Below are 21,882 nucleotides of genomic sequence, written 5' to 3' on the forward strand. Positions count from 1 at the left end.
ACAGCGCCTCAATGTATCTATTTCCAGGTATCCATAGCGCTATCCAATATTGATGGTCAATACCATGTCCGAGTGACGCTTACTTGAATTAATCTGCGATTTATTCGCACTGGCATTAAGCTTGAATATATTTTCAGAACCGTTTTCTAAACAATTGCTATTTATCCCCAAAAGACTTGGTTAAAGCCTATGGAATCATTCAATTTTTCACTCAAATTCGCCGGCTTAGCAAGCCATGAGATCTTCGACAATAAAATGGGCTCGCGGGTTGCTAGCCAAATTACCTACGGCTTACAACATGGCATTTCTCCCTGTGAGCGTATAACGTGGTTACTGTGGTTACGACAACAAAAATTAGAAGCTTACCCAGTGAGCCAAACCTCAGCGCAATTACTCATCAAAGCAATTGAATTAGCTGATTGGCTTGAAGACTGGTCCTTGCTACTAATTTTAAGACGTCAACTGCATAAATATATTGCTGGGTTAGAAAGTACCCGAGGTTTACAACAAAATGCGATTGATAACTGCTATCAGACCGTGGTGACATTAATTAAAACTGGAAACCTAAATAACGCAGAAGCAAGCTTACGCAATGCACTATTGCACTATCCAGAAGCCCAACAATTAACCCAGAGTATAACGCTACTGCAACAACGTCAGTGCAACATATCTTACCACCCTGACGATTGCTCCAATCAACTGCTCACTTTAATCCCCTTGGATTACGAGCACTACAATGCGTTTATCTGGCAATTTTATGAACCCTCAATCGCCGAGTTATGCAATTTACCAAACTTTGCCAGTGAAGCCGAATGGCGACATTGGCTTCATCAAAATCAATCACAACCAGACCAGCGAGTATTCGCCTTGATCCATGATCATTGGGGTTTTGTGGGATCGGTTTGCCTACGGATCCGGCAGAACATTGGCTTTTTTTACTTCTGGCTGGGTAAAGACTTTCAAGGCAAGCAACTTGGTCCTCAAGCATTGCAGACCTTACTATATTTGGGAGAACACTATCATCAGATAAGCGCATGTTATGCTTGTGCTTTTGCCCATAACCGAGCCTCAATCAGCGCAATGCACAAGCTAAAATTCAGCATGCTACCCTTCACCTTTTCAGCGCCCGATGACAACCAACGGATTTATTATCGAGGTAAACCAAAGACCTTGTATCAGCATTATGTGGAGATCCATGAGATCTTTAACCTGAACGATGAAAAGCAGCTAATCCCCTTGTCTACCATCACATCAGCACTCAAACTCAGGACATCAAAAACTAACACCGACCATAACTTTGCCAGTCTATTTTGCAGCTAAGCGGCAAAATGACAGCTTATTAATTGCAAACCCAGCGAAAGTTGTTAAATTTACATTATTAACAATAAAGAGAATAAGAACATGGCAAAGACACTGCTCGCTATCTTCGTGTTATTTGCCGCGATTGGCGTAAGTTTAACTGCCATCCTTCCGCCGAATACCGTATTAAATCCGCTTAAATTTAAACTTGATAGCGCGTCGCTTAAATCGCCTATCAGCAATCAAGACTTACAGCTTAAAGTCGCTGATACCGGCAATCGCCAATTTGCGGTTCAAATTGGCCTATACTCTGATTTAACACAAGCCAGCTTCGCCTTGAATAAACTCGAGTTAAGTCAAACCGCTAATATTTTTGCCACTCACGACAATCAGCGACAATGGTATGTTGCATTACTTGGTCCTTTTAGCACGATTGATAACGCGAAGCATTGGCAACAGCAGCACTTCAACTTAGCAACATCGCTAGTTCAATGGCCTGATAGTCCCCCTGAGCAAACGGTCAAACAGGAGCAAACAACACCATGAAATCTACCATTGCCGCACCGCTGCGAGATTATCAACAATTGGTTAGAATTGTTCGCGATAAAGGGGTTAACGACCACTACCAGCTGGCAAACGCCTATGGCCTAGGTTCCAAAGTAAGTCATACAGAGCTGCGCATGCGCACTCTAGAAGAGCTTGGCGAGCCCAGTTCCAGCCCACGACGCCCGGCACCGACAGTAAGTGGCGGCGAGTTTTCTAAACGGGATACAACGATTATGTATCATCAGCTAAATCCCCAAACCCGCGGTTATTTTAGTGGTGTAAGCCCCAACATTGTCAGCCGAAATGACAGCATTCCCGGCACCAAGCTGCGCACCGGACTTGGGAGCCATAGCTTTAGTAACAAGATAGAGCCAAGCTTAAGCCTGTCGCCAATGGCCGACTCAAATGCACACGCTCAGCCTAAACATCAGCATCGACAGAATTTTGCCTCAAAAGGCTCAGGCTTTAATAGTTTCCGCTCATAACACTAAGCCTATTTTGTCGGAAAATGTTGAGCAACCGTCCAAGGAACGGTAGATGCCCGGCCCGCATTCAACTCAGTTTTCACTTGAGTGGGGTCAAGGCTCGAATTTAGCGAAACCTGAGTTCTCTTTACCATGGTGGTACCCGGTTTTCCTTTTTCAACTGATATACCGATATCCTTTTTAAAATCAGAAGTTGCCTTATAAGAAGCTTGCCCCTTAAATACACCAACCTTGGCTGTATCTTTTGCAAGCAACAGCGAAGCTTCAGTTCTCGCCATGTTTTCCGACTGATTAAAGGCCTTATATGAAGTAAATTTTGAGGATGTAGATGTAGGCATACCGGTGCCAATTCCTAGAATGGTTTGCTTATTTAATCGCTCTCGTAAATTGGCAACACTCAATACAGGATCATGTTTGCCCAAATACCCCTTGCCAACGTTGCTAGGATCTGCCCGAAATAAAGCATGTCCACCGGAAGCAATCTCCGATTGAACCGCTTTTGAAGCCTCTAGAAATTCATCGTGGCTACCATATTTGGTTTTTGTCCAATCGGGGCTTGATGAGGTAAATATCCTGTTTGTAAATTCTGAGTCTCCGTTTGAAAACTGGCTAACACCTTCTTTAAAACCAAATGTAGGATCAGTTATTTTGGTGCTCGTGTTGGTCTTTTTCTTATTTTTTATGATAACCCCATCTACCGTCATCTCTGGACGTGAAGGCCCTGTTGCGATAAAAACCTCACCTGATGAGGGCAAGGTTCGACTTTGCTCCAACTCTTTACGTTTTTGCTCGATTTTGGCTCTAGCACCTTGCGAAACATCTAAGGATACATTCGGATACACCGCTGTCCCATCAGATTTAAGCTGTCGTTTACTTGGCTCTGAATGAGCAGGAACAGACTGCTGAACTTTGTTTGGACTTTTTTTATTTGCTCTAAGCTGCCGCGCTTTTTCGAGTAACGGACTTGGGCTTAAGCTACCCTCCCCAGCAATTAACACCGCTCTTTTTTCTGACCCATCTTCCATGTTGTGCTCCTTTCAACAGCCAAAAAATCCGGCTCAACAAACTACAATAAACTTTATATAGACATGAATACATGTCACTAACTCAATATCATCACCTTCACCTGGCAGGGGCTTAAGGTCACACCGGGTACATTAGCCAAGGGGCCATTCTGACCAGTGATCGATAACATTTTGGTTGCAGGCATGACCGACTTGAAGACCTTAAAGCTCCCGACCACGTGGCTACATGGCCCCATAATCAGGTTCGATACCAATCCCAACAACAGGCCAGCTTCGTCACCATTACTTAACACCACCGTCGTCAACAAGTTGTGATCTGGCATGGCTTCGGTGAACTGATTAAACACCGTTGGGATCGCCATACTGGTGGTCGCAATATTTGGATAAGGGAGCGGCACTGGTGCCACCCCTACCAGAGTTTTACAGACATCGGGAAAGGCCAAATTAATCGCCGTCATTTGGGTATTTGCAAACATAATATTCACCCCATATTGATCCGTTTGCCGTCGATACGTACATCTTCTTCGGCGGTAATCACCTGCTGCCTGCCAGACAGGCGCAGTAAACCTTTGGCTGTGACCATCAACTGATTCACCTGTTTCACCATGAAATCAGCACAGCTCACCAAGGTTCCGCTCACCGAAATAAGCCCATGTTGACCGGTGAGAGAAAAGCGATTCAGTGAAAGCAATTCAAGCTCCTGCTCTGCCGAAAGAACAATTTTGGGCGCGTGCAGTTGTATCGGATGGACGCTGTTTATTTGCGTCACCTGCTCGCAATTACGTTGCAGAATATGCAGCAGAAAACAACCAGCCTCGGTCTTAAGATAAGCAACTAAATCACCACGGACCGGCTGAATTAGTGAACTCATTGCCAGCACCACTTCAATATCATGATCAAGCTGATATTTTACCGCTCGTCCCGCTTCATCGTGAATCACGGCGGTCACATGAGCCACTGTATAAGCAGCTTGTTCAGGCTTTGCTGTGGTTTGTGGTAGCTCGACTCGCAATTGTTGATAAGCAACATATGGCTTCATAGAACGATCCCCAGTTGATTTAGTTTTTGTTCGATCTGACTTAAATCGACATCGGTTTGCAGCACCGCTCCCTCTGTAAATTTGGGCCATTTACAATCTTTGTCCTGCATCGCATGAATGTTGGTACGCTGTAGAGCCACGTCCTGAAAATTGCAGGATTTAAGCACTGCATGGGAAAAATTGGCATTGCTTAGCTCACTCGCAGAAAAATCGCTATTGCTGATCACCGCATGTTTAAACCAAGACTCATTCAACTGGCATCGATTGAGTAAGCAAGCATCAAGCGTCGCTTGCTGGAAATTTACGCCCTGCATGTGGGCTTGGTTAAATGAACAGCTTTTAATCGTCGCTTCGATGAATAAACTACGTTGCAATTGCGCCCCTTCAAAGCAAGCCTCTTCAATCAAACATTTCGAAAAGTTACTCCCCTGAAGCTGGGCGTTTTTAAACTGCGTCCCAATAAATCGACTCTCTGAGCAGGTGCAATTTTGTAATTGTCCTTGGCTTAAGTCCTGAGCGCTCAAATCACATTCCAGCAGCAAAACCTGATTAAACTGGCAGTTGATGAGCTTGGCATCGCTTAAATCAGCCTTCAGCCACGCCACGTTGTTTAACTGACAACTATCGAGCAATGCGCCATCCAGAGATAACTGGTTTAAAGCGGTCGTTTTAAAACTGCAACGCATGACGGCGACTTTATCGAGCTGACAGTCGCTAAAAGTACTGGCCTCAATCTCGAAGTTATTCAACACGGCGCCAGTGAAGTTACATTCCGCAAAAGTGGCCCCATGACACTGCCCTTGCCAGTGCGTATCTTTAGCCTGACACTGCAACAGATTACTTTGTTGCCAATGAAGCTGAACTAAACTGCTTTGGGAAAAATCACAGCGGATAAACACACAGCGAGTCAATTGGCATGCCTGTAAGTTCATCTGGTTAAATTTACATTCAATAAAAGTTAGCCCCTCTATCGAAATTTGTTGCCAGCTCTGACCACAAAATTCGGCATTCATCACCGGTTTGCCTGTTGCTGCATATTCTTGTAAATCATTGGGCTGCATTAGTATTAACCTCTTGATCAGGAATTAGTTTTTTCGGTTTCGGGCTTTGCTTGAGCCCATGAACACGGCACAGATCAAAAGCACCATGGTCAGTATCGACTTCATGCATAGTGGCACCTCGCCAGTCGACCTGACTGGCCTTAACTTTACGTAGCTTGGTTTGGTGCAGTAGGCTGGCTCGCCAATCCAATGAATGAAGCAGGGCATCGCCCATCAAACAACGATAGAAGGTACTTTGGCTTAAGTCTGAATCGACCCACTGCACCGAACTAAAATCACATTCGACAAACACCGCCGAACTTGCTGTGCAATCTTTTAAACTGAGCGCTCTCAAACCACATATTTTCCAGCTTGCGCGACTCAGGTTAACCCCTTGCCACTCCCCCCCAGGGCCGAACTGTAGCAGTTCACAACGGCTCCCTTGCCAACGACTAAAACTCAGCCGCATGTTGACCATGACGCAACGCTTTACCTGAGCATGCTGCCAGTTGCTGTCACAGCAATCGGCCCCATACATAACGAGGGCGCTAGCCTGGCAATGCTGCCAGACACTGCCGACTAATTCGGTTTGCAGCAACTGGCTGTCTATGAGCTCGGCCCCGCTAAAGTTGGCAGCTTTTAGTTTGGCCTTGGTCGCATTGACTTGCTTAAGCGAAGCCTGAATGAAGCTGGCATTGCTGAGCTGCGCTTCCAGCAACTGGGTTTTAATGAGTTCAGCACCATCGAAACAAGGCCCATCACCAGTGGTTGCAGACAAATTACTAGCATGCAGCTTGGCCTTGCTAAAGTTACTGGCACCAATACAGGCTCCGGTGAGCACTGCACCACTCAGATCACAGGACGAGAAATTACAATCACTAAGATCTGCCCCCTCCAGCATTACATTGCGGCAATTTTGCCCGCTAAAATCTAAGCCACTTAAATTGGCGCCAGCTAAGTCTCGCCCTGACAAGCTTTCGCCTGCAGCAAGTAGCTCTTGCAGCCATATTCGAAGTAGCGAAGATTGTTGCTCTGGCAGGGGGAGATAATCGACGGTCATGGTCGGACTAAGTTGACGCATTTGCAGGCTTGACGCCGCTTGTAGTTGCTCCGCCTGTGCCTGCGGGGATAAGCCGCTTGCTGTTGCATCCCGTTCACCAGCAATCCGCATGAGTCGCGCTCGCAACTGCTGATTGCTTTGCCCGAGTGGCTTGCTTGCTTGCACAGGGCTCGCAGCGGTACTGCTCGCTTTGAGCTTCGCGCACAAGCTATTTACCTTTGCCATGACAGGTGATAGATCGTAATCGAATTCGCTCATCAGTTCAGAGGGGATCGCTGCCAGCGAGTCAAGCTCCGAGTCGTCTTCAGGACTGGCTAAACCCAACTCTGGCTGGCCGGCCTTTAAGGCGGAGAGTTTAGCTCGCTTGCGTTCTTGTAGCGCATTTTGAGCATTGGTGATGAGAGTTTTGCGGCGGGCCAATTGCTGCGGCGTCTTCTCGGGCAACAGTGGCGCTTCGTTCAACAGACTATTAGTGGCCGATGTCGGGTCACTGCGCTCTGCCAGTTGCTGTTGGTAATGGGCCAGCGAGCGAGGGGGGTCATCCACACCTTCGCAGGCTAACAGTAGTTGTTTGATGTCCAAACCATCGACATCCTCAATTGGCACAACCCCACGATGTATCGCCACCCCCAACAACGCGTCAGGAAACAACCATAGGGTATCAATGTGGTTTTCGACTTCCCGGTAACAAAGCGCACCATCCAACTGCTGCTGAACCAACATACGAATCCGAATATTGGGTAAAATACCTGCAATGGTACTTATTTCAGGATGCAATCCGCTAAGCTTAAAGGCCGTTTGGGGCTCAATGAAAGCATTAAAATGTTGGTCTTCTGCTGCGGCTAAAAACAACTTTGGATCAGCATCTTGCGGAAATCCGGGGTGGCGTTCCGCAAGCCATTTTTCATCATAAGTTCCCTGATATCGGCTACGCTGCGGCCAGCCAATATCCAGTTGCCCAAGGCCAGCGGGATGCTTGGGCTGATATCCTAAGCGCTGATTATCGGAAGGATAGTAAAAGTTAGCCAAAGGCTGCAGCTTAGTACCTTGATTTTTACAACCAGCACCGCGACCAATAGGGTTATTGGGCATGTTAGGCCCGCCATAGGCCCGCTCATAGCTCAACGGCATGCGACTGAAGGGCTGCGGCTGGCTGAGTTTCGTTAACCAGCGATGCCTGAGGTAACGATCACCGACGACAACAAGACTCTTGTCTACAGGCCCCACCTGCAGCGCAACCCGACAACGCTCGGCAGCCTGACCTTGGGACGGGTATGCCGCGCCCGCGACCAATACTTCCCCCTTCGGTTTGGCGAATCCCATATCCAGCACCTGAGTTTGCCCCAACGCTTTGGTCATGAGCGGCCATTGCTCACTTTCAAGCAGCAAGCGGGGTATTTTCTCTAACGAAAAAAAACTTAAGGCGCCAATGGCTAAGCCCCATTCATCAAAGCGATAAGGCCGCGATATCAGGCCTAAACATCGAGGTTTAATCAGCTGCATCGTCATAGATTAATCTGCATGACCAGCATATTGATTTGTGGACCCGAGTCGATTTCAATCTCAACCGAGGCTTTCAGTGGCTTGAGCGCTAAGGGTGCACTTTTCATTTCAATATCCACCGAAGCAACCGTTTTACTGGTGATATTGATCCCCATAAAAGTTGAGAATTCGGCTTTCATGCCAAAGAAACTCGAATCTTCAATTTTCGCCCCCATAAAAGTAGACGAACTGATATCACTGGCCAAGGCCACCGATGACGAGATGCTGCTACCGAGTTTTACGCTGCTATCCATAGTCGCGCCGATAAATGTAGACGTTGAGTTTTTAAGTCCTAAGTAGGTTTCGGTATGATTGGCCACTCCCAGAGTCGTTGACACATTATTGCTAGCGCTGATGTTCGTGGTGACGCTGTTCGATGCGCCAATATGGGTCGCCATGGCATTACTCGCCGCAATTTTAGTACTGAGCTCATTGCTGGCACTAATGTTGGTACTGATGGTATTGCTAGCTCCAATACTGGTTTCAATATTACTAACGGCCGACATACTAGTATTAATGTTACTCGTTGCCGCAAGCTGGGTAGAGATATTGTTCTTCAAGCCCATATAAGTATCGATATGCGAGGTCAAACCTAAGAAGGTTGACATATTGGTGACCGTTGCCAGCGTTGTTGAGATGTCAGTACGCCCCCCCATAAAGGAGTTCATAGCAAAGGTATCGCCGATTTGAGCCGATATGGAGCTATTATTCCCCAGCGTCGTATGACTGGAGTCACTATTGCCCAGCGTAAGGCTGGTGGAATTACTATTACCAATATGCTGATTACTATTACTGGCGTTACCCATGTGCTGCGATTTACTTTCGGTATTACCACAGACAATGCTGTCGGAGTAGACCACTGCACTAGTGCCACCAAAGCTTGGCGGGGCAATCCCCTGCCCACTCAGCGATATGCTACGTCCTTTGGCATGGTGCTCGTTGTAGCTATCGCCTTCGGCTAAGGTATTGGCGATATCGATAATCGACTGCTCAGGCACCCTGCCATTGATGAAGCTCGGCTGACTTAAATCAACTTGGCCATCGTATTTGCCGACTACTGAACGACTAACGCTTTTACCCACCTGAGAGTAATTTTGCGTGCTACCAGTATCACTGTAGCCATAACTTACTTTGGCATGATTTTCATTATAACTACTACCGGCGGAGACACTGGCATTGCTCACCCCATCGGCATTTTGATTACTCAATGAGAGGTTATATCCACCACCACGCGAAAAACTGACATTATCATAGCTGTTGCCATGCATATCGGCGTTATCATAGGCACTTTCGACAATTGCTTTTTCACGCTCAAAATCAACCACCGAGCTATAACCATAACGCAGGCTAATGCCATCGCCATAACTACAAGAGTAACTGGAACCCCAATTGGTATTGGCCGTCCAGGACTGATTACGCCGATCGGGAGGTTGCACGGTCTTTGAACCGTGTGATGCGACAACGCTAAGCTCGGGTAATTCGCTATCGTTATTAGCGCGCGAAACCATCACCATCGCCCCCACTTCGGGTGCCGATGAACTATGCGAACTCAACCTTACCCAAAACTGTTCGGAACTATCACGCGCGGTGGCAAACTGAACCAAACAGCCTTTTTCTTTTTCATCGTCCCCGGCAAAAGAATTCTGTGCCTGCTCCACCTGAAAATTACTTTTTTCCCGGTAACGCCACCCCCTTGGTACCGCAGTTTCTAACACCCTGGCCAGCACACTTCCCTGTTGCGTACTTTCCATCGAAAAAGGACTAAGTAGCGTGCCTTGACTACTGTCGGTTTGCGGATTGACTTCACTGGCCTGCAGTGTACCTTTATAGGGCTGTTGATCGCTCGCTTTGTGCTGAATACTGGTGACCACGAAGGTTTTGCCGCTAAAAGACTGACGCATTAAACGCATCTCGTTGCTGCTGGCGGCTGTCGGTTGCGACAATTGAAAGGTATACCCCGGGCTCAATAAGGGTGAAGTCGAGCTACCCGACAAGGTTTCTTGATCGCTTGCCAACTCCTGCTTTAATTTCTTTAACTGGCCTTCTGCCTCACTACGATCCGTGCCATAGGCGTAGCGACGATGCCTTAAATACTGTGGGTTATCTTGCTGTTCTGGGTCGCCATTGTAACTGGTAAAGCCCGCTACATCATTTTGCTCCCACTGCGCCTCTTCGCGGGTGAGGATTGCATCCACTGACTGAGGCACCAGTTTAACTTGATAACTCATGTCACAAAACAAATCGTTTTGCTGTAGACCCAGTTTTTCCGCACTAGAATAACTGTAACGCAAGGCTAGAGGCTGCTGATCACAGTTGGGGATATCTACTTCTCGTAGCGCCGTCGGCCGATTAGAGAACACTAAGCTAAGTTCATTTGAGTGATGTATAAAGTAATAATGCACCGCGACGTGACCAGCGATGCGCTGTAAAAATGCCATATCCGTTTCACCGGCTTGCAACCAATCTTGCACCCGACTCACGGTTAGGCTTTCATCAAAACGAAATTCAAGCTTTAAGCGTCCCGACGCAGTTTCCCGCTCTAGTAAACAACTAAACAAAGCAACAACATCCATGCTGTGATAAATGTGATAGCGATTACGTAAATTAAGAAAATGTAAAGGTGAACCCAGCGCCAGTTGGTAACAACCAGGGGCCATCAGCGTCATGCTAGTTACAATCCCCTGAAAATAGCGTGACGGCGTGCTGCCTTCCCAATCGGCAGCGTCATCTACTGGGTGGTGGGCAAAACGGTCTTGATGCCAAGCACAAGCAATCCGGACACTTCCCCATAAACCGACCACCGCGGCAGCATTAAAGCTGGCTAACTGCTCCACTTGCTGTCGGTTTAACTGTTCTACATCATTTGCCCTCAACTCCAAATTAAACTGATAGGCCTGTGAAATCCCCTCCTGCCCCTGCAGCGACGACAAGCGCAAGAAATCATCGGTCATCGCATTAAGCGAGCTGATCCCATCCACTCTGAGTTGCAAAGCCCGTGTTAGGCGTCGCTCGCTTGCTATCGCGACATCAGTTAGCGCCATATAACCCTTAACTCCGTAGCATAGAAAATCTTCTATTCAAGCTATTAGCAGTTACAGTGCCAACTTATATCTATCTGTTATTGATAAATTTTTCATTTTGTAAACCTTATAGTGGGTAAAATTATACCCACGGCGAAATAGGTTAAGCTCTCTCCCTTCGTCAAGCTATTGGCTTTTCTCCCTAATTCACGGTGCTCCGTTAGCACTTCACAAATAGTGATTCGTGATGGCCTGAATGTTGCTAATCATAAGAGCTCTATACACTAAGGAGAAATACCCGATGTATAACCAAGGAAGAAAGCGAACAGCCTCGCAAGCAGGCCTCGATGATTATGAATTACCAGCAAAAAGATTTAAGAGCGCCTCAGGTAAAGCAATCCCGATGTGGTCCTCATCTCAGTTGCGCAACCTTTCTTCACAACTCCCCCGAAATAAAAGGATCCAGCGAAAACTCAAGCAGCCATTCGTCACAAACCCATCCCCCTTTGGTTTTCCTAATCTGTTTGCTCCCCAATCATCGAGCCACGACACTTCTTCATCGCAACACCAGCCTTTCGATTTCAGTGTTTTTGATCAGCAACAAAGTGTCAAGCAAATGGGTCTTTGGCAAATGAGTCCGTCCCGACAGGCGCAATTAAGCAAACAACTGCCGAGCTATATTGCGAGGCAATCCCCGAGAAGCACCGATATTCGGATCAAAGCCAATACTGGAAATATGGAAGACTGGGGAGTCAGTGCCGACGAAAATATCAGAACTCAGATCCAACGCGATAAACGTTCACAAATGACTGACTCTGAAGCGGAAATGGCGTTTAACCAACGCAGTCATCAAGGCGCATTGGTGTGGAAAACCAATTCTCCTACGCTTTTAATGTATGGTGATCATACCGATAACTCGGAGCCACTTTCGGCGCATACACCAGGCTTGAAATCTCTACAAGTGAAAGGAACCAAAGGTGCAAAAACTAAGGAGCATGGCACCCGCGACACGCAAAGGGGAAAAATTGTGATGCAAACACTCACCGATCCAAAGCGTAAACCATCTGATCTGGCAATTATCGGAAAGTTAGCAACTGTTCAGCTATTTCAATCTCCGGCAGAAGAGCTGCAAACAAGCAAACTACAAATGCAAAACATGCCACAAGCTCGCTTTTCAGTTTTCTCGGATATTGGAGATATTACAGACTCTCACTCGCAAAACTTTGACAAGCTCGCACAACGGCAACAAGTCGTTCGGGAAACCGATAAAATGCATATTGCCAAAAACTTGCTGATTGCGGGTCGCGACAGCCTGGTTCCAGAAACTCATAAACACTTGTTAAGTTCTGCGCAAGGGGATGTTGGCAAAGCAATGGACTTGCTTCATCAGCAAAGCATCTCACAGCAACCCAACATTACGTTTAATCAGCATCCCAGCTCTCAAACCACCCAATTGGATCTGAGCAGCCTTGGGCAAATGGATACCCAGAATCAAGCTAAAGCTCAACAAAATATTCCGCTTAGTCCAGTGCGGAAGATCAAATCGCCCAAATTCACCTTTACCGACTGAGATGATAAGCACTTGCTAGCTCAGGAAACACCTAGTGTGGCAGCGCATATACAGATTGTAGAGGGACCTAAACCTCTCCGGCTACCCAATTAGGGCGATATTCAGCTTATATTCAAGCTGCATTGCTTTAGTAATCCTAGCGAGTAAAACTGGAAAAACCTACTTTGGAGACTTGTCACGAATGGGATAGTGGGCAAATTGAAGTGTACTTGAGATGGCTGTTTAATTTCTACATTGATTGAATGACAAAACATACGTTAAAAAACTGCAATAAGTGACGTTTGTCTTTGTATGCAAAGAGAGCCTTTAAGACAGTTTACCCGAAGCCGCAAACTCTGTACGCTGCTGCGTATTCCGCTTGTTCACGCGTTCTGTTTTCCTCTAAACAACATCATAACCAAAGATTATATAAAGTCGACTCGCTAGCGGCATATGATTACTTCTGCATGAGTAAATGCTCTATCTTATTCAAAGACATCGTCAGCGCTGTAGCTATTTTAGAGCTCCCAAGACAGACACAAACAAATGACTTTTTATTTCTCAATGGGAGCAGCTAACTGCTGTTCAATAAATTGGATAAACGCTCGCACCCGCAACGGCACAAACTGGCGTTGTGGCATCACAGCGTAAATGGAAGTTTGCTTATAGTAATCAGGTAATACATGGCACAAACGACCTGCTTCTAAGTCATTTTTAATATGCCAGTCTGAATGCAGAGAAATACCCAGACCCGATAAAGCTGCCTGATACAACGCTTCACCGAGGTTACTTTCTAAGGTCCCTTGTACTTTTATTTTTTCTTCCAGACCTTGTTTATTCATCAGTTGCCATATGTGTTCACGGCCATATTCTCCCGATAAAATTAAACAATTATGCTGAGCCAAATCCGCAGGGCTATTGGGTTGGCCGAAATTAGCTAAATAATCAGCAGAAGCGCATAAGATTCGTTTATTGGTATTAAGTTTTTTGGCGAGCAAACTTGAGTCTTCTAGAGCACTTGAGATTCGAATCGCCAGATCGAACCCCGAGTCGACTAAGTTCACTCGCTCATCACTCAGATTAAGTTGTACTTTTAAAGCGGGATGCTGCTTTAGAAACTGAGGTAACAAAGGCGAAATAAACAAACGACCAAACGAAACACCCGCGGTGATACGAAGGGTTCCCGATACCTCCTGCGATACTTTTTTAAGATCACTGGTTAAAGTTGCTAATTCCTCAACCAAATGCCGACCTCTTAATGCCAGCTCTCTCCCCTCAACGGTGGCGCTAACGGTTCTTGTCGTTCGATGCAACAAACGAACCCCCAGCTGTTGTTCTAACACCTGTAAGCGTTTACTGGCGAGGGCTGGTGATATATCAAGACTGCGGGCAGCCGCACTGATCGACTTAAGATCGAGAACTCGAAGAAAAAGGGATATATCCGCCAAATTACTCATCGCTATTATCAACAATATCATGAAAGTGTTTCTCTATTGTTGCTGTTTTTTTGACAAAAGCAAGCGGGTACTCTAAACCCATTCAATCGTAATTAGGAAATAAAATGGAATATCGATTTTTAGGAAAATCCGGCTTTAAAGTATCAGCCTTAGGATTTGGTGCTGGTACTTTTGGTGGCAAAGGTCCGTTATTTAGTGCTTGGGGAAACAGCCAAGAAAAGGAAGCTAAGCATATGATGGATATCGCACTAGACCACGGGATCAATCTGTTTGATACTGCAGATGTTTACTCCGATGGCGAATCAGAACGCCTGCTTGGTCTCGCCATGAAAGGACAAAGAGATAAGGTTATCGTATCTACAAAATCGACCTTAAGAATGGGAGAAGGAGCCAATGACATTGGAGCCTCTCGACATCGCTTAATCGAATCCATAGACAACGCGTTAAAACGTTTAGATACCGACTACATCGACATTTTTCAGCTGCATCACTTCGATGCTATGACCCCCATGGAAAGTGTCATGGCAACACTCGACCACTTAGTGAAATCAGGTAAAATTCGTTATATTGGTGTGTCTAACTTTTCTGGTTGGCAGGTGATGAAATCTCAAGCTATAGCCGACCGTTACGGTTATAGTCGTTTTGTCGCCAATCAAAGCTATTATTCACTTTTAGGCCGTGATTATGAGTGGGAGTTGATGCCCTTAGGACTTGATCAAGGACTTGGGGCTATCGTTTGGAGTCCCCTAGGGTGGGGCCGATTAACTGGGAAAATCAGCCGTAACAAGCCGATCCCAGCTCAAAGTCGCTTACATGAAACCGCTCAGTTTGCGCCACCCGTTAGCGATGAACATTTATATAAGGTGATTGATGTCATGGAAGACATCGCCGAGGAAACAGGAAAAACCATTCCTCAAATTGCTTTAAATTGGGTGCTTTATCGCCCCAGTGTGTCATCGGTACTGATCGGGGCTCGCAATGCATCGCAACTAACAGACAACATACAAGCACTCGGCTGGCGTCTAACCGAGGATCAAGTCAAACGCCTAGACCAAATCAGCCAGACCGCAATCCCCTACCCTTATTACCCCTATTGGAATGGCCAGTTTACTGAACGAAATCCGCCAGCCTGCTGAATAAAAACACCTTCTATAGTCGTCTCACGCAGCTCAAGGTAGAAGGTGTTTTTAAATAACTCATCGCTCGATACGATCGCTATCAAGGATCATTTCAACATAGCTTTCAATGACACTATTGAAGGCCAAATTACCCAACTATATTTTTAACAATGGTGTAGATACATTATGACTAGTTGCTCCTAGCAAATACCTTAAACCAGATAAGTTTCACTGCTCGCCATTGCTTCACACAACTTGGAGAGTATTATCGCGGGAGGATTTGAGGCACTTATTGAAGGCTAGAGCCTCTTATCGGAAAGTTCTAACTGAACACATACAGCGAACTCTAATCCAATTCACTGGCCTGTTCCAAGTCAACTTTAAGCGATGCAAAACCAAAGAAGCCATCGGTTTGAAATTAAAAGGACTGGATATAGAACAACAACCATACCACATTAGCTATCAAAAGCATGATACGCTCTTAATACCATTTCTAGGTATGGTTGTTTCAACAAAACTGTTGAAACAACCATAAATTGATAATTGTGATTATCATAATTTCAACCAGTTACAAAAAAACAACCATATATTGATATCGCGTAAAACAACCATAAATTGATATTTTTATGAAATTTCAGCTTTAGTCGAATACGGCCTGAAAGAAAACTACTTTCAAATATAGGCTAATCTACCGAAAGACGACTTCTTAAACTGGAGACTCATATTTCGGGCACTTTATATTAATCGGCTGCATTGGCATTGTAAAATGATACGTACAATACTCTCCGTTCTTAATCAATCTATGGTTACAGTTGTGGCAGTGGTTGTAAACCGTAAACAAGTCACATTCATTGCACTCATACCATCACTTTTTACTATTTTTTATTCTGTCTTGTTGTTTCAGTTCAACAACACTTTGACCAGTACAGGCTGAGTGGCAGCATTATTATAATTGGATGCGCCCTCATAGCGCTCATAAAGGAAAAATGCCGATGGAAAGGTACTTTGAACTAAGTGAACCTTCTAAGAGGCTACGAGCTTTCTACTGAAAGAATTCAACCAAATTTCGCTATAAAATAAGAGAATAGTGACACAACTATCTGGAAAGTGCTGAACCTGTCTAATAGCTAAACCCAACCTTTACCATGACATTTCCAACAAGGTATCATTTTGACTACTCCTTTACATCTGGGGCAATACTCCTTACCGTCAGGAATTCTAACTATCTTTTTATCGGCTTTGATAGATGTCGATTTTGGCACTAAAGTCGGTTTACGTGTAACTCTTGTTGGGCTTGGCGGCTTTACTTTCAAGCTAAGCTTACCTAGCGTCTTTGCAAGTAGCGCATCATTTTCATTCCTTATCTTAAGCTTCCCTTCAAAACCACGTGAATTAAGATAGGCTTCCCACCAGTATTCTGCAGCAATGATAGACTCAAAACTTGCCACTACCTCTTTATTTGTGCCGATTTTAACCGAACCTGAATTGTTAGATGTAGTTATGAATGCATTCCTCCAAAGCAAAAGGTGTTTAGGAATCGTAACCCCGTCAATAACGCAATTTAAATCTTCGACCACTGGTGATTGAGGCTCAATCGAGGTTTGAATTGCGACAGAAGTCACTTCGAAAATAGCCTTAACATCAGTCATGTGGTTATCAGTAAAATACAGCTCTGTTTCAATTCCATTCAGCTGCAATGAAATGCTTCTACTCTTAGTAGTTGACAGCTTTTCAAACAAAATCGTCTTATCAGAGTTACTATACTTAAACATCGCTGCATGATTTGGACAGAGGCAAAGATGGTTTTGAAAGTGCATAGAATCACTTTCAATGAAGTCTACGATTTCAAAATAGTATTCCCCATCCAGTTTCCTAAACGGCAACTCTTCCTGGCATAACTGGCAGATCATCGTTTCATTAATTGAATACTGGCTTTTTAAATAAGCTTCCGCTTCCTGCCTGACAGACGGTTTCCCCACAGCGACTGATCGTTCTCTTACCTCTTTACGCTTTTCTGGAGCTTGCTCAGCAGCTTTAGAAACAGCCATAGCACGAGCTTCTACGTTGCTTGAGCTCTGTTGCGGTAACTGCTGGGAAAAGTTGTGAGTACTTGAAATAACAGAAGCAATTAATTGTTGCTTCTGTGCTTCAGAGATAGAACCACTTAAGATAAGGTCTAAAAGCTGAAAATCAGTCTGACTGGTGAATCCCAACCGTTTTGCTGCTTCCCTCTTAACAAGACTTTCTTTAGAGCTTTCTTCTTCCTTTTGACAAAATTTGATCTTGTCCGCCCATTCACTGCCCAACGCGTGAAGAAAATTACCTGATAGGTCTTTCTTCTGAGCATCACATGGTTTGACAAATGTGCCACTCTTAGTAGGAACCCAAGCTCTATCACGAAGTAAACATACCCATTGAGAATCAGCATAACGAGCAGAATTACTCTGATTCTGACTAAAGGTAGCGGTATCTTTGAATCGCCCTTGATTACTTACCGTCTTCAAAATAAGTTCTGACACTGTTTTATCATGTGCTTTTAGCAAACGCTCAAGCCCATCTATTGTGTAGTCTCTATTGGCGCTGGTATTAGTTGCATTCCCAGGGGCCGTTCTCAAGTAGCTCCATTTAGGATTATTACGGCATGAAGTTTCAATGATGTCCAAAGACTTGATTACACCAAGAAACTCGAAAAAACCGTTAAGCTCGTTGATTTCAATTTCTAACTGTAGGTACATGTTATTAATAGCGTGTACAGTAGAGACGCCTTTAGCACCTAAAGCTGTAGCCATCCCGGTTGGCCTATATGGCTCATCAAGATAGGTACGATTCGGTTTAACGTAATCAAAATTACCGTCAAGGATTATTGAATGTTTTTTGAGTTCTTTGGCTGCAAACTTTGCTTGTTTATACCATGAAAAAAACTTTTTCATATGCAATGCATGCGTTTCAAAATCCAACGATATCCTGTCAGATGAATAGTATGTTTTTAAAATAGCAAGAATGCTTTCTTTTTCACCATACGTTTTAATACCTGTCTCGCTGAAAAAGGAATTGACACCATCATGAACCTTCTTCGACTCGCCTTCGAGCGGCACCAGCAGGTCTGAACGTAAACAGGAAATACTATCGTCAGTAATTGAATCCTCTAAAGGAAAGTAGCACTCACTTGGCGCTTTGACCTGATTATTATTGGTTGGAATGATCCTTAGGGAACTTACATGATAACTAAGCTCGTCTCTCAGTTCTGACACAAATAGCGAATACAAGCTTCTCAACCATTGTGAACTTTTTTTCAATACCCACTCATCAAAACTAGCCAATTCCTGCTTGGTTGCTTTCTCTTCAAATGAGTAACTTTTAGGTTGGTAATAGTCGAAGCACTCTATTAAATCATCCTTAGTCCACTCTGAAACTCCTATCTTTTGCTGTTGAAATGATAGTCTTTCAATAACATTATTCTCCCACCAATCATCTGATAACGTGGGCAAATTGGAGCTAAGAAAGTCTTGCAAAGCTCTAGTCATGATTTTAAAACTTGTAAACATCAAAGAACCTCTCGATCTAAAGCATAGGTTACATATGACAGTGAAAAGTACTTACCAAATCACGCCAAACACAAATCAAATCACATCCCAACCATACGCTGCATACTTTGCGTCCAAGACGCTTTAAAAGCAGGGTCTTGTGCAAACAGCTTGTAGAGTTCTAATTCGTCTTTACGGCGTAGAAGCATGATTTCTTTCAACATCTTCTCAAACGCTAGCTCTCGCGTATGAGGGTCTGCGTTGTTTTGGTATTTAGCTTCGAAGTCTGGATGATTCCGGATACTCTCAGCAATGTTCACAAACTTAACTCGTTGCTCTTCTGGTGTTGCGCTCCAACCTTGAAACCAACGTTCGTTAAAGATTTGGATGATCTCATCTAAAGGGTCTTTTTCAGTTTCAATACCGTGAGCTCCGCGAGGGTTCGGGTTTTGAGGGTCTAACTCAGTTTCAGAGTCATCTAGCTCGATGGAGTGGTTAAGCTTAACCCTTTGTAATCCATAAGAGCTCAAATCGACTGAATCGAGTAACGAGTCTAATGCTTCTTTATCCGGGTCTTCGATGGAAAGTTTTGGAATCAAAAACTTCAAGAACCAGAACAGTTTTTCCCACTGAACGACCTCATAAGGCATGATAGATGCCATTTGGCCGTTGATTTTCACAAACTGCTTAGCCTTCACTTTGAAATCGACTTTAAATTCGTTCTCTAGTTCTAACTCGTGGTTAAAACGCGCAGCTGCGATATCAATGATTGGGCTGAGATCCTGAGCATCTCTTCCTTCAAAAAAACGCTTGTTGAACTCCTCAACCTCAAACCATTCATAAACACCTGTGTCGTCCATTTCATCTTTTAGCTCATGAAGAACGTTGACGTCTGTTGCTCCTGATAGCGTTGTAGAACAATGAAAGTCATTAAACGGTTTTTGAATATCCTGTATCGAGTTGAAGAAATCCAATACAAATATATCTTCAGTCTTCTTACCCAAATTCAAAGCAGAACGATTCAGCCTAGAAAGAGTTTGTACACACAGTACATTCGCCAGTTTTTTATCCACATACATTGCACAAAGCTTCGGTTGATCAAAGCCCGTCAAATACTTATTCGCCACGACCAATAAACGGAAAGCATCTTGATCTACATGCTTAGGAATTGGGGAGTCCGACTCCTTACGCTTGTAATTCACATCAAAATAATCTTTGGTATCCCCTTCTGGGAACCCATTAAGATCTGCTTCAGTGTATTCAATACCACCAACTTCTTTGGTGCCAGAGAAAGCAATGGCAACTTTAAATGGGTTACCCATCTTATCGAGTTGTCTTGTTAACGCTCGATAGTAACGGATAGCTGACTCAATATTTTGAGTCACCACCATGCCTTTGCCTTTACCTTTTAGCTTCTTACCGTTAATCACATGTTTGATAAAATGCTCAAGCATGATCTCGGCTTTGGTATCTATTGTTTGTTGGCTTGCCTCTACATACGCTCGCAAACGCTTCTGCGCTTTCTTACTGTCGAACTCAGGGTTATCTTGGATTGATTTTTCAATCTCGTAATAACTCTTATAAGTCGTGTAGTTGGCAATAACATCGAGAATGAACCCTTCTTCGATCGCTTGTTTCATCGAATACAAATGGAAAGGAGCGTAAGTTCCGTCCGCTTGTCGCTGACCAAACTTTTCTAGAGTGGTGTTTTTGGGCGTTGCGGTGAACGCAAAATAAGAGGCATTTCCACGCATCTTACGAGAGCGCATAGCATGTAGAATTTTGTCCTGAGCATCTTCTAGCTCTTCCACTTCCTTCTTACCCATTGCACGGTTCATATTGTCATGAGCGGAGCCTGACTGAGAGCTGTGAGCCTCATCAATAATGACGGCAAAGCGCTTATCACTTAAATCGGCAATACCATCAATAATGAATGGGAATTTTTGAATGGTAGTGATGATGATTTTCTTACCATTCTCTAGTGCAGCTTTTAGCTCTGACGATTTGAACGCAGGTGCAACAATGTTCTTCACTTCGGAGAACTCTTTAATATTGTCGCGTAGCTGCTTATCGAGCAATCGGCGGTCAGTAACGACGATGACCGAATCGAATAGAGGCACTTCTTGTCCTCTACTACCTGGGAGATCATCGCTGACAGGATAAGTTTCGATGAGCTGATACGCAGCCCATGTAATTGAGTTAGATTTACCTGAACCCGCTGAGTGCTGTATCAAATACGTTTGCCCAACACCATTAACTGAGCAGTGATCAACCAAGCGACGCACGACATCCATTTGGTGGTATCTAGGAAAAAACAAAGTTCGTTTATCTAATTGTTTTTTACTGCTGCCATCAAGGCGAACAAAGTGCTGAATAATATTAGCGATGCTTTCTTTACGGAACACCTCTTGCCACAGGTAAGCCGTCTTATGGCCATATGGATTAATCGGGTTTCCTTTACCAAGGTTGAAGCCTTTATTGAACGGTAGGAAGAATGTCTTTTTACCTGTCAGTTTGGTCGTCATATAGACTTCATCGGTATCCACTGCCATATGAACCAAACAGCGTGCAAAGTTCAACAACGGCTGTTTTGCATCTCTATCATCACGGTACTGTTTCTGACCATGATAAGCCGCATTTTGGCCAGTCCATTGGTTTTTTAACTCAAGAGTAATCAGCGGAATACCATTGATGAAAAGTACCATATCAATTTCTTCCAATGGATTTGCATTGGAATAACAAACTTGGCGAGTCACACTAAATAAGTTGGCTGAGAAATCTTGTTTTACCTTATCTGAGCTACTTGCGAGTGGTGCTGGATACATTAACGTTAGGAACGCGTCATCAAGTTCTAGCCCCTTTTTCAGAAGTCGTAAAATACCATGACGCTTGATCATACGATCAAAACGCTCAAGGATTTTTCTCTGCCAATCGTGAGGGCTGGTGCGCTTGAGTTTTTCTAACTCACTTGCTTGAGTATCTTCAAGGAATTGCCAAAACAAACGGGTATCTAAAGCGTACTGTTTGTCAAAGTCGCTTGGAGAGCCAATAAGATAAAGCTCATTATTGTAATTAAGAGGCGCTTCACCCAGCGCTAGCTCTTCTTTACAAATACCGGCTAAACCTTTTTCTATTGCAGCCTCTAGCGCCTGTTCATTTGTTTTACTAACCATAAATA

14 protein-coding genes are annotated in these 21,882 nt (G+C 44.5%); 5 read left to right on the forward strand and 9 right to left on the reverse strand.

Going from position 1 to position 21,882, the window contains the following annotated elements:
• Window positions 1-189 precede the first annotated feature (189 nt).
• From ACRRSY_RS11700 to ACRRSY_RS11710, 3 genes are all read left to right on the forward strand, one after another.
• Window positions 190-1,320 carry a GNAT family N-acetyltransferase gene (locus ACRRSY_RS11700; protein ID WP_432463226.1) on the forward strand — a complete coding sequence of 377 codons (1,131 nt, stop codon included), beginning with the start codon at window positions 190-192 and terminating at the stop codon, window positions 1,318-1,320.
• Window positions 1,321-1,401: 81 nt separating this feature from the next.
• The gene (locus tag ACRRSY_RS11705; RefSeq protein ID WP_432463227.1) at window positions 1,402-1,845 is read left to right on the forward strand and encodes an SPOR domain-containing protein; all 444 of its coding nucleotides are present in this window, start codon (window positions 1,402-1,404) and stop codon (window positions 1,843-1,845) included.
• Window positions 1,842-2,330, forward strand: a complete 489-nt coding sequence (locus ACRRSY_RS11710) for a hypothetical protein (protein ID WP_432463228.1) — start codon at window positions 1,842-1,844, stop codon at window positions 2,328-2,330. The genes ACRRSY_RS11705 and ACRRSY_RS11710 overlap by 4 nt, the downstream gene beginning before the upstream one ends.
• Before the next feature lie 8 nt (window positions 2,331-2,338).
• Here ACRRSY_RS11710 and ACRRSY_RS11715 read toward each other — a convergent pair whose 3' ends face one another.
• The 6 genes from ACRRSY_RS11715 to ACRRSY_RS11740 form a co-directional block, all read right to left on the reverse strand.
• The gene (locus tag ACRRSY_RS11715) at window positions 2,339-3,355 is read right to left on the reverse strand and encodes a hypothetical protein (protein ID WP_432463229.1); all 1,017 of its coding nucleotides are present in this window, start codon (window positions 3,353-3,355) and stop codon (window positions 2,339-2,341) included.
• Between the two features lie 77 nt (window positions 3,356-3,432).
• Window positions 3,433-3,831 (reverse strand): DUF4150 domain-containing protein, encoded by a 399-nt coding sequence (locus ACRRSY_RS11720; RefSeq protein WP_432453222.1) that lies wholly within the window; start codon window positions 3,829-3,831, stop codon window positions 3,433-3,435.
• A 5-nt stretch (window positions 3,832-3,836) separates the two neighbouring features.
• Window positions 3,837-4,394 (reverse strand): hypothetical protein, encoded by a 558-nt coding sequence (locus tag ACRRSY_RS11725; protein WP_432463230.1) that lies wholly within the window; start codon window positions 4,392-4,394, stop codon window positions 3,837-3,839.
• Entirely contained in the window at window positions 4,391-5,455 is a 1,065-nt protein-coding gene (locus tag ACRRSY_RS11730; RefSeq protein WP_432463231.1) for a pentapeptide repeat-containing protein, read from the reverse strand. Before ACRRSY_RS11730 ends, ACRRSY_RS11725 begins: the two co-directional genes overlap by 4 nt.
• Window positions 5,442-8,003 carry a DUF2169 domain-containing protein gene (locus tag ACRRSY_RS11735; protein ID WP_432463232.1) on the reverse strand — a complete coding sequence of 854 codons (2,562 nt, stop codon included), beginning with the start codon at window positions 8,001-8,003 and terminating at the stop codon, window positions 5,442-5,444. The genes ACRRSY_RS11730 and ACRRSY_RS11735 overlap by 14 nt, the downstream gene beginning before the upstream one ends.
• A complete protein-coding gene (locus ACRRSY_RS11740; RefSeq protein WP_432463233.1) occupies window positions 8,000-11,077 on the reverse strand; it encodes a contractile injection system protein, VgrG/Pvc8 family in 3,078 nt (1,025 codons plus the stop codon). The genes ACRRSY_RS11735 and ACRRSY_RS11740 overlap by 4 nt, the downstream gene beginning before the upstream one ends.
• 280 nt (window positions 11,078-11,357) lie before the next feature.
• On the opposite strand from ACRRSY_RS11740, the gene ACRRSY_RS11745 reads away from it, so the two are divergent.
• Window positions 11,358-12,626 (forward strand): hypothetical protein, encoded by a 1,269-nt coding sequence (locus tag ACRRSY_RS11745; RefSeq protein ID WP_432463234.1) that lies wholly within the window; start codon window positions 11,358-11,360, stop codon window positions 12,624-12,626.
• 533 nt (window positions 12,627-13,159) lie between these two features.
• On the opposite strand, the gene ACRRSY_RS11750 is transcribed toward ACRRSY_RS11745, so the two are convergent.
• Window positions 13,160-14,083: a LysR family transcriptional regulator gene (locus ACRRSY_RS11750; RefSeq protein ID WP_432453228.1), complete on the reverse strand. Its 924-nt coding sequence runs from the start codon at window positions 14,081-14,083 to the stop codon at window positions 13,160-13,162.
• A gap of 83 nt (window positions 14,084-14,166) precedes the next feature.
• On the opposite strand from ACRRSY_RS11750, the gene ACRRSY_RS11755 reads away from it, so the two are divergent.
• Window positions 14,167-15,198, forward strand: a complete 1,032-nt coding sequence (locus tag ACRRSY_RS11755; RefSeq protein WP_432463235.1) for an aldo/keto reductase — start codon at window positions 14,167-14,169, stop codon at window positions 15,196-15,198.
• Window positions 15,199-16,307: 1,109 nt separating this feature from the next.
• On the opposite strand, the gene ACRRSY_RS11760 is transcribed toward ACRRSY_RS11755, so the two are convergent.
• Both ACRRSY_RS11760 and ACRRSY_RS11765 read right to left on the reverse strand, forming a co-directional pair.
• A complete protein-coding gene (locus ACRRSY_RS11760; RefSeq protein WP_432463236.1) occupies window positions 16,308-18,725 on the reverse strand; it encodes a hypothetical protein in 2,418 nt (805 codons plus the stop codon).
• An 80-nt stretch (window positions 18,726-18,805) separates the two neighbouring features.
• On the reverse strand, window positions 18,806-21,877 hold the full coding sequence (locus ACRRSY_RS11765; RefSeq protein ID WP_432463237.1) for a type I restriction endonuclease subunit R: 3,072 nt from the start codon (window positions 21,875-21,877) through the stop codon (window positions 18,806-18,808).
• Window positions 21,878-21,882: the final 5 nt, after the last annotated feature.

This window comes from Agarivorans sp. QJM3NY_33, assembly GCF_050870865.2.
Lineage (GTDB): Bacteria > Pseudomonadota > Gammaproteobacteria > Enterobacterales > Celerinatantimonadaceae > Agarivorans.

Bases quoted from the DNA above. Each gene is read 5' to 3' on its own strand.
- ACRRSY_RS11700 (WP_432463226.1), top strand. From the start codon at position 190: ATGGAATCATTCAATTTTTCACTCAAATTCGCCGGCTTAGCAAGCCAT.
- ACRRSY_RS11725 (WP_432463230.1), bottom strand. From the start codon at position 4,394: ATGAAGCCATATGTTGCTTATCAACAATTGCGAGTCGAGCTACCACAA.
- ACRRSY_RS11735 (WP_432463232.1), bottom strand. From the start codon at position 8,003: ATGACGATGCAGCTGATTAAACCTCGATGTTTAGGCCTGATATCGCGG.
- ACRRSY_RS11715 (WP_432463229.1), bottom strand. From the start codon at position 3,355: ATGGAAGATGGGTCAGAAAAAAGAGCGGTGTTAATTGCTGGGGAGGGT.
- ACRRSY_RS11710 (WP_432463228.1), top strand. From the start codon at position 1,842: ATGAAATCTACCATTGCCGCACCGCTGCGAGATTATCAACAATTGGTT.
- ACRRSY_RS11745 (WP_432463234.1), top strand. From the start codon at position 11,358: ATGTATAACCAAGGAAGAAAGCGAACAGCCTCGCAAGCAGGCCTCGAT.
- ACRRSY_RS11765 (WP_432463237.1), bottom strand. From the start codon at position 21,877: ATGGTTAGTAAAACAAATGAACAGGCGCTAGAGGCTGCAATAGAAAAA.
- ACRRSY_RS11755 (WP_432463235.1), top strand. From the start codon at position 14,167: ATGGAATATCGATTTTTAGGAAAATCCGGCTTTAAAGTATCAGCCTTA.
- ACRRSY_RS11750 (WP_432453228.1), bottom strand. From the start codon at position 14,083: ATGATATTGTTGATAATAGCGATGAGTAATTTGGCGGATATATCCCTT.
- ACRRSY_RS11730 (WP_432463231.1), bottom strand. From the start codon at position 5,455: ATGCAGCCCAATGATTTACAAGAATATGCAGCAACAGGCAAACCGGTG.
- ACRRSY_RS11740 (WP_432463233.1), bottom strand. From the start codon at position 11,077: ATGGCGCTAACTGATGTCGCGATAGCAAGCGAGCGACGCCTAACACGG.
- ACRRSY_RS11720 (WP_432453222.1), bottom strand. From the start codon at position 3,831: ATGTTTGCAAATACCCAAATGACGGCGATTAATTTGGCCTTTCCCGAT.
- ACRRSY_RS11705 (WP_432463227.1), top strand. From the start codon at position 1,402: ATGGCAAAGACACTGCTCGCTATCTTCGTGTTATTTGCCGCGATTGGC.
- ACRRSY_RS11760 (WP_432463236.1), bottom strand. From the start codon at position 18,725: ATGTTTACAAGTTTTAAAATCATGACTAGAGCTTTGCAAGACTTTCTT.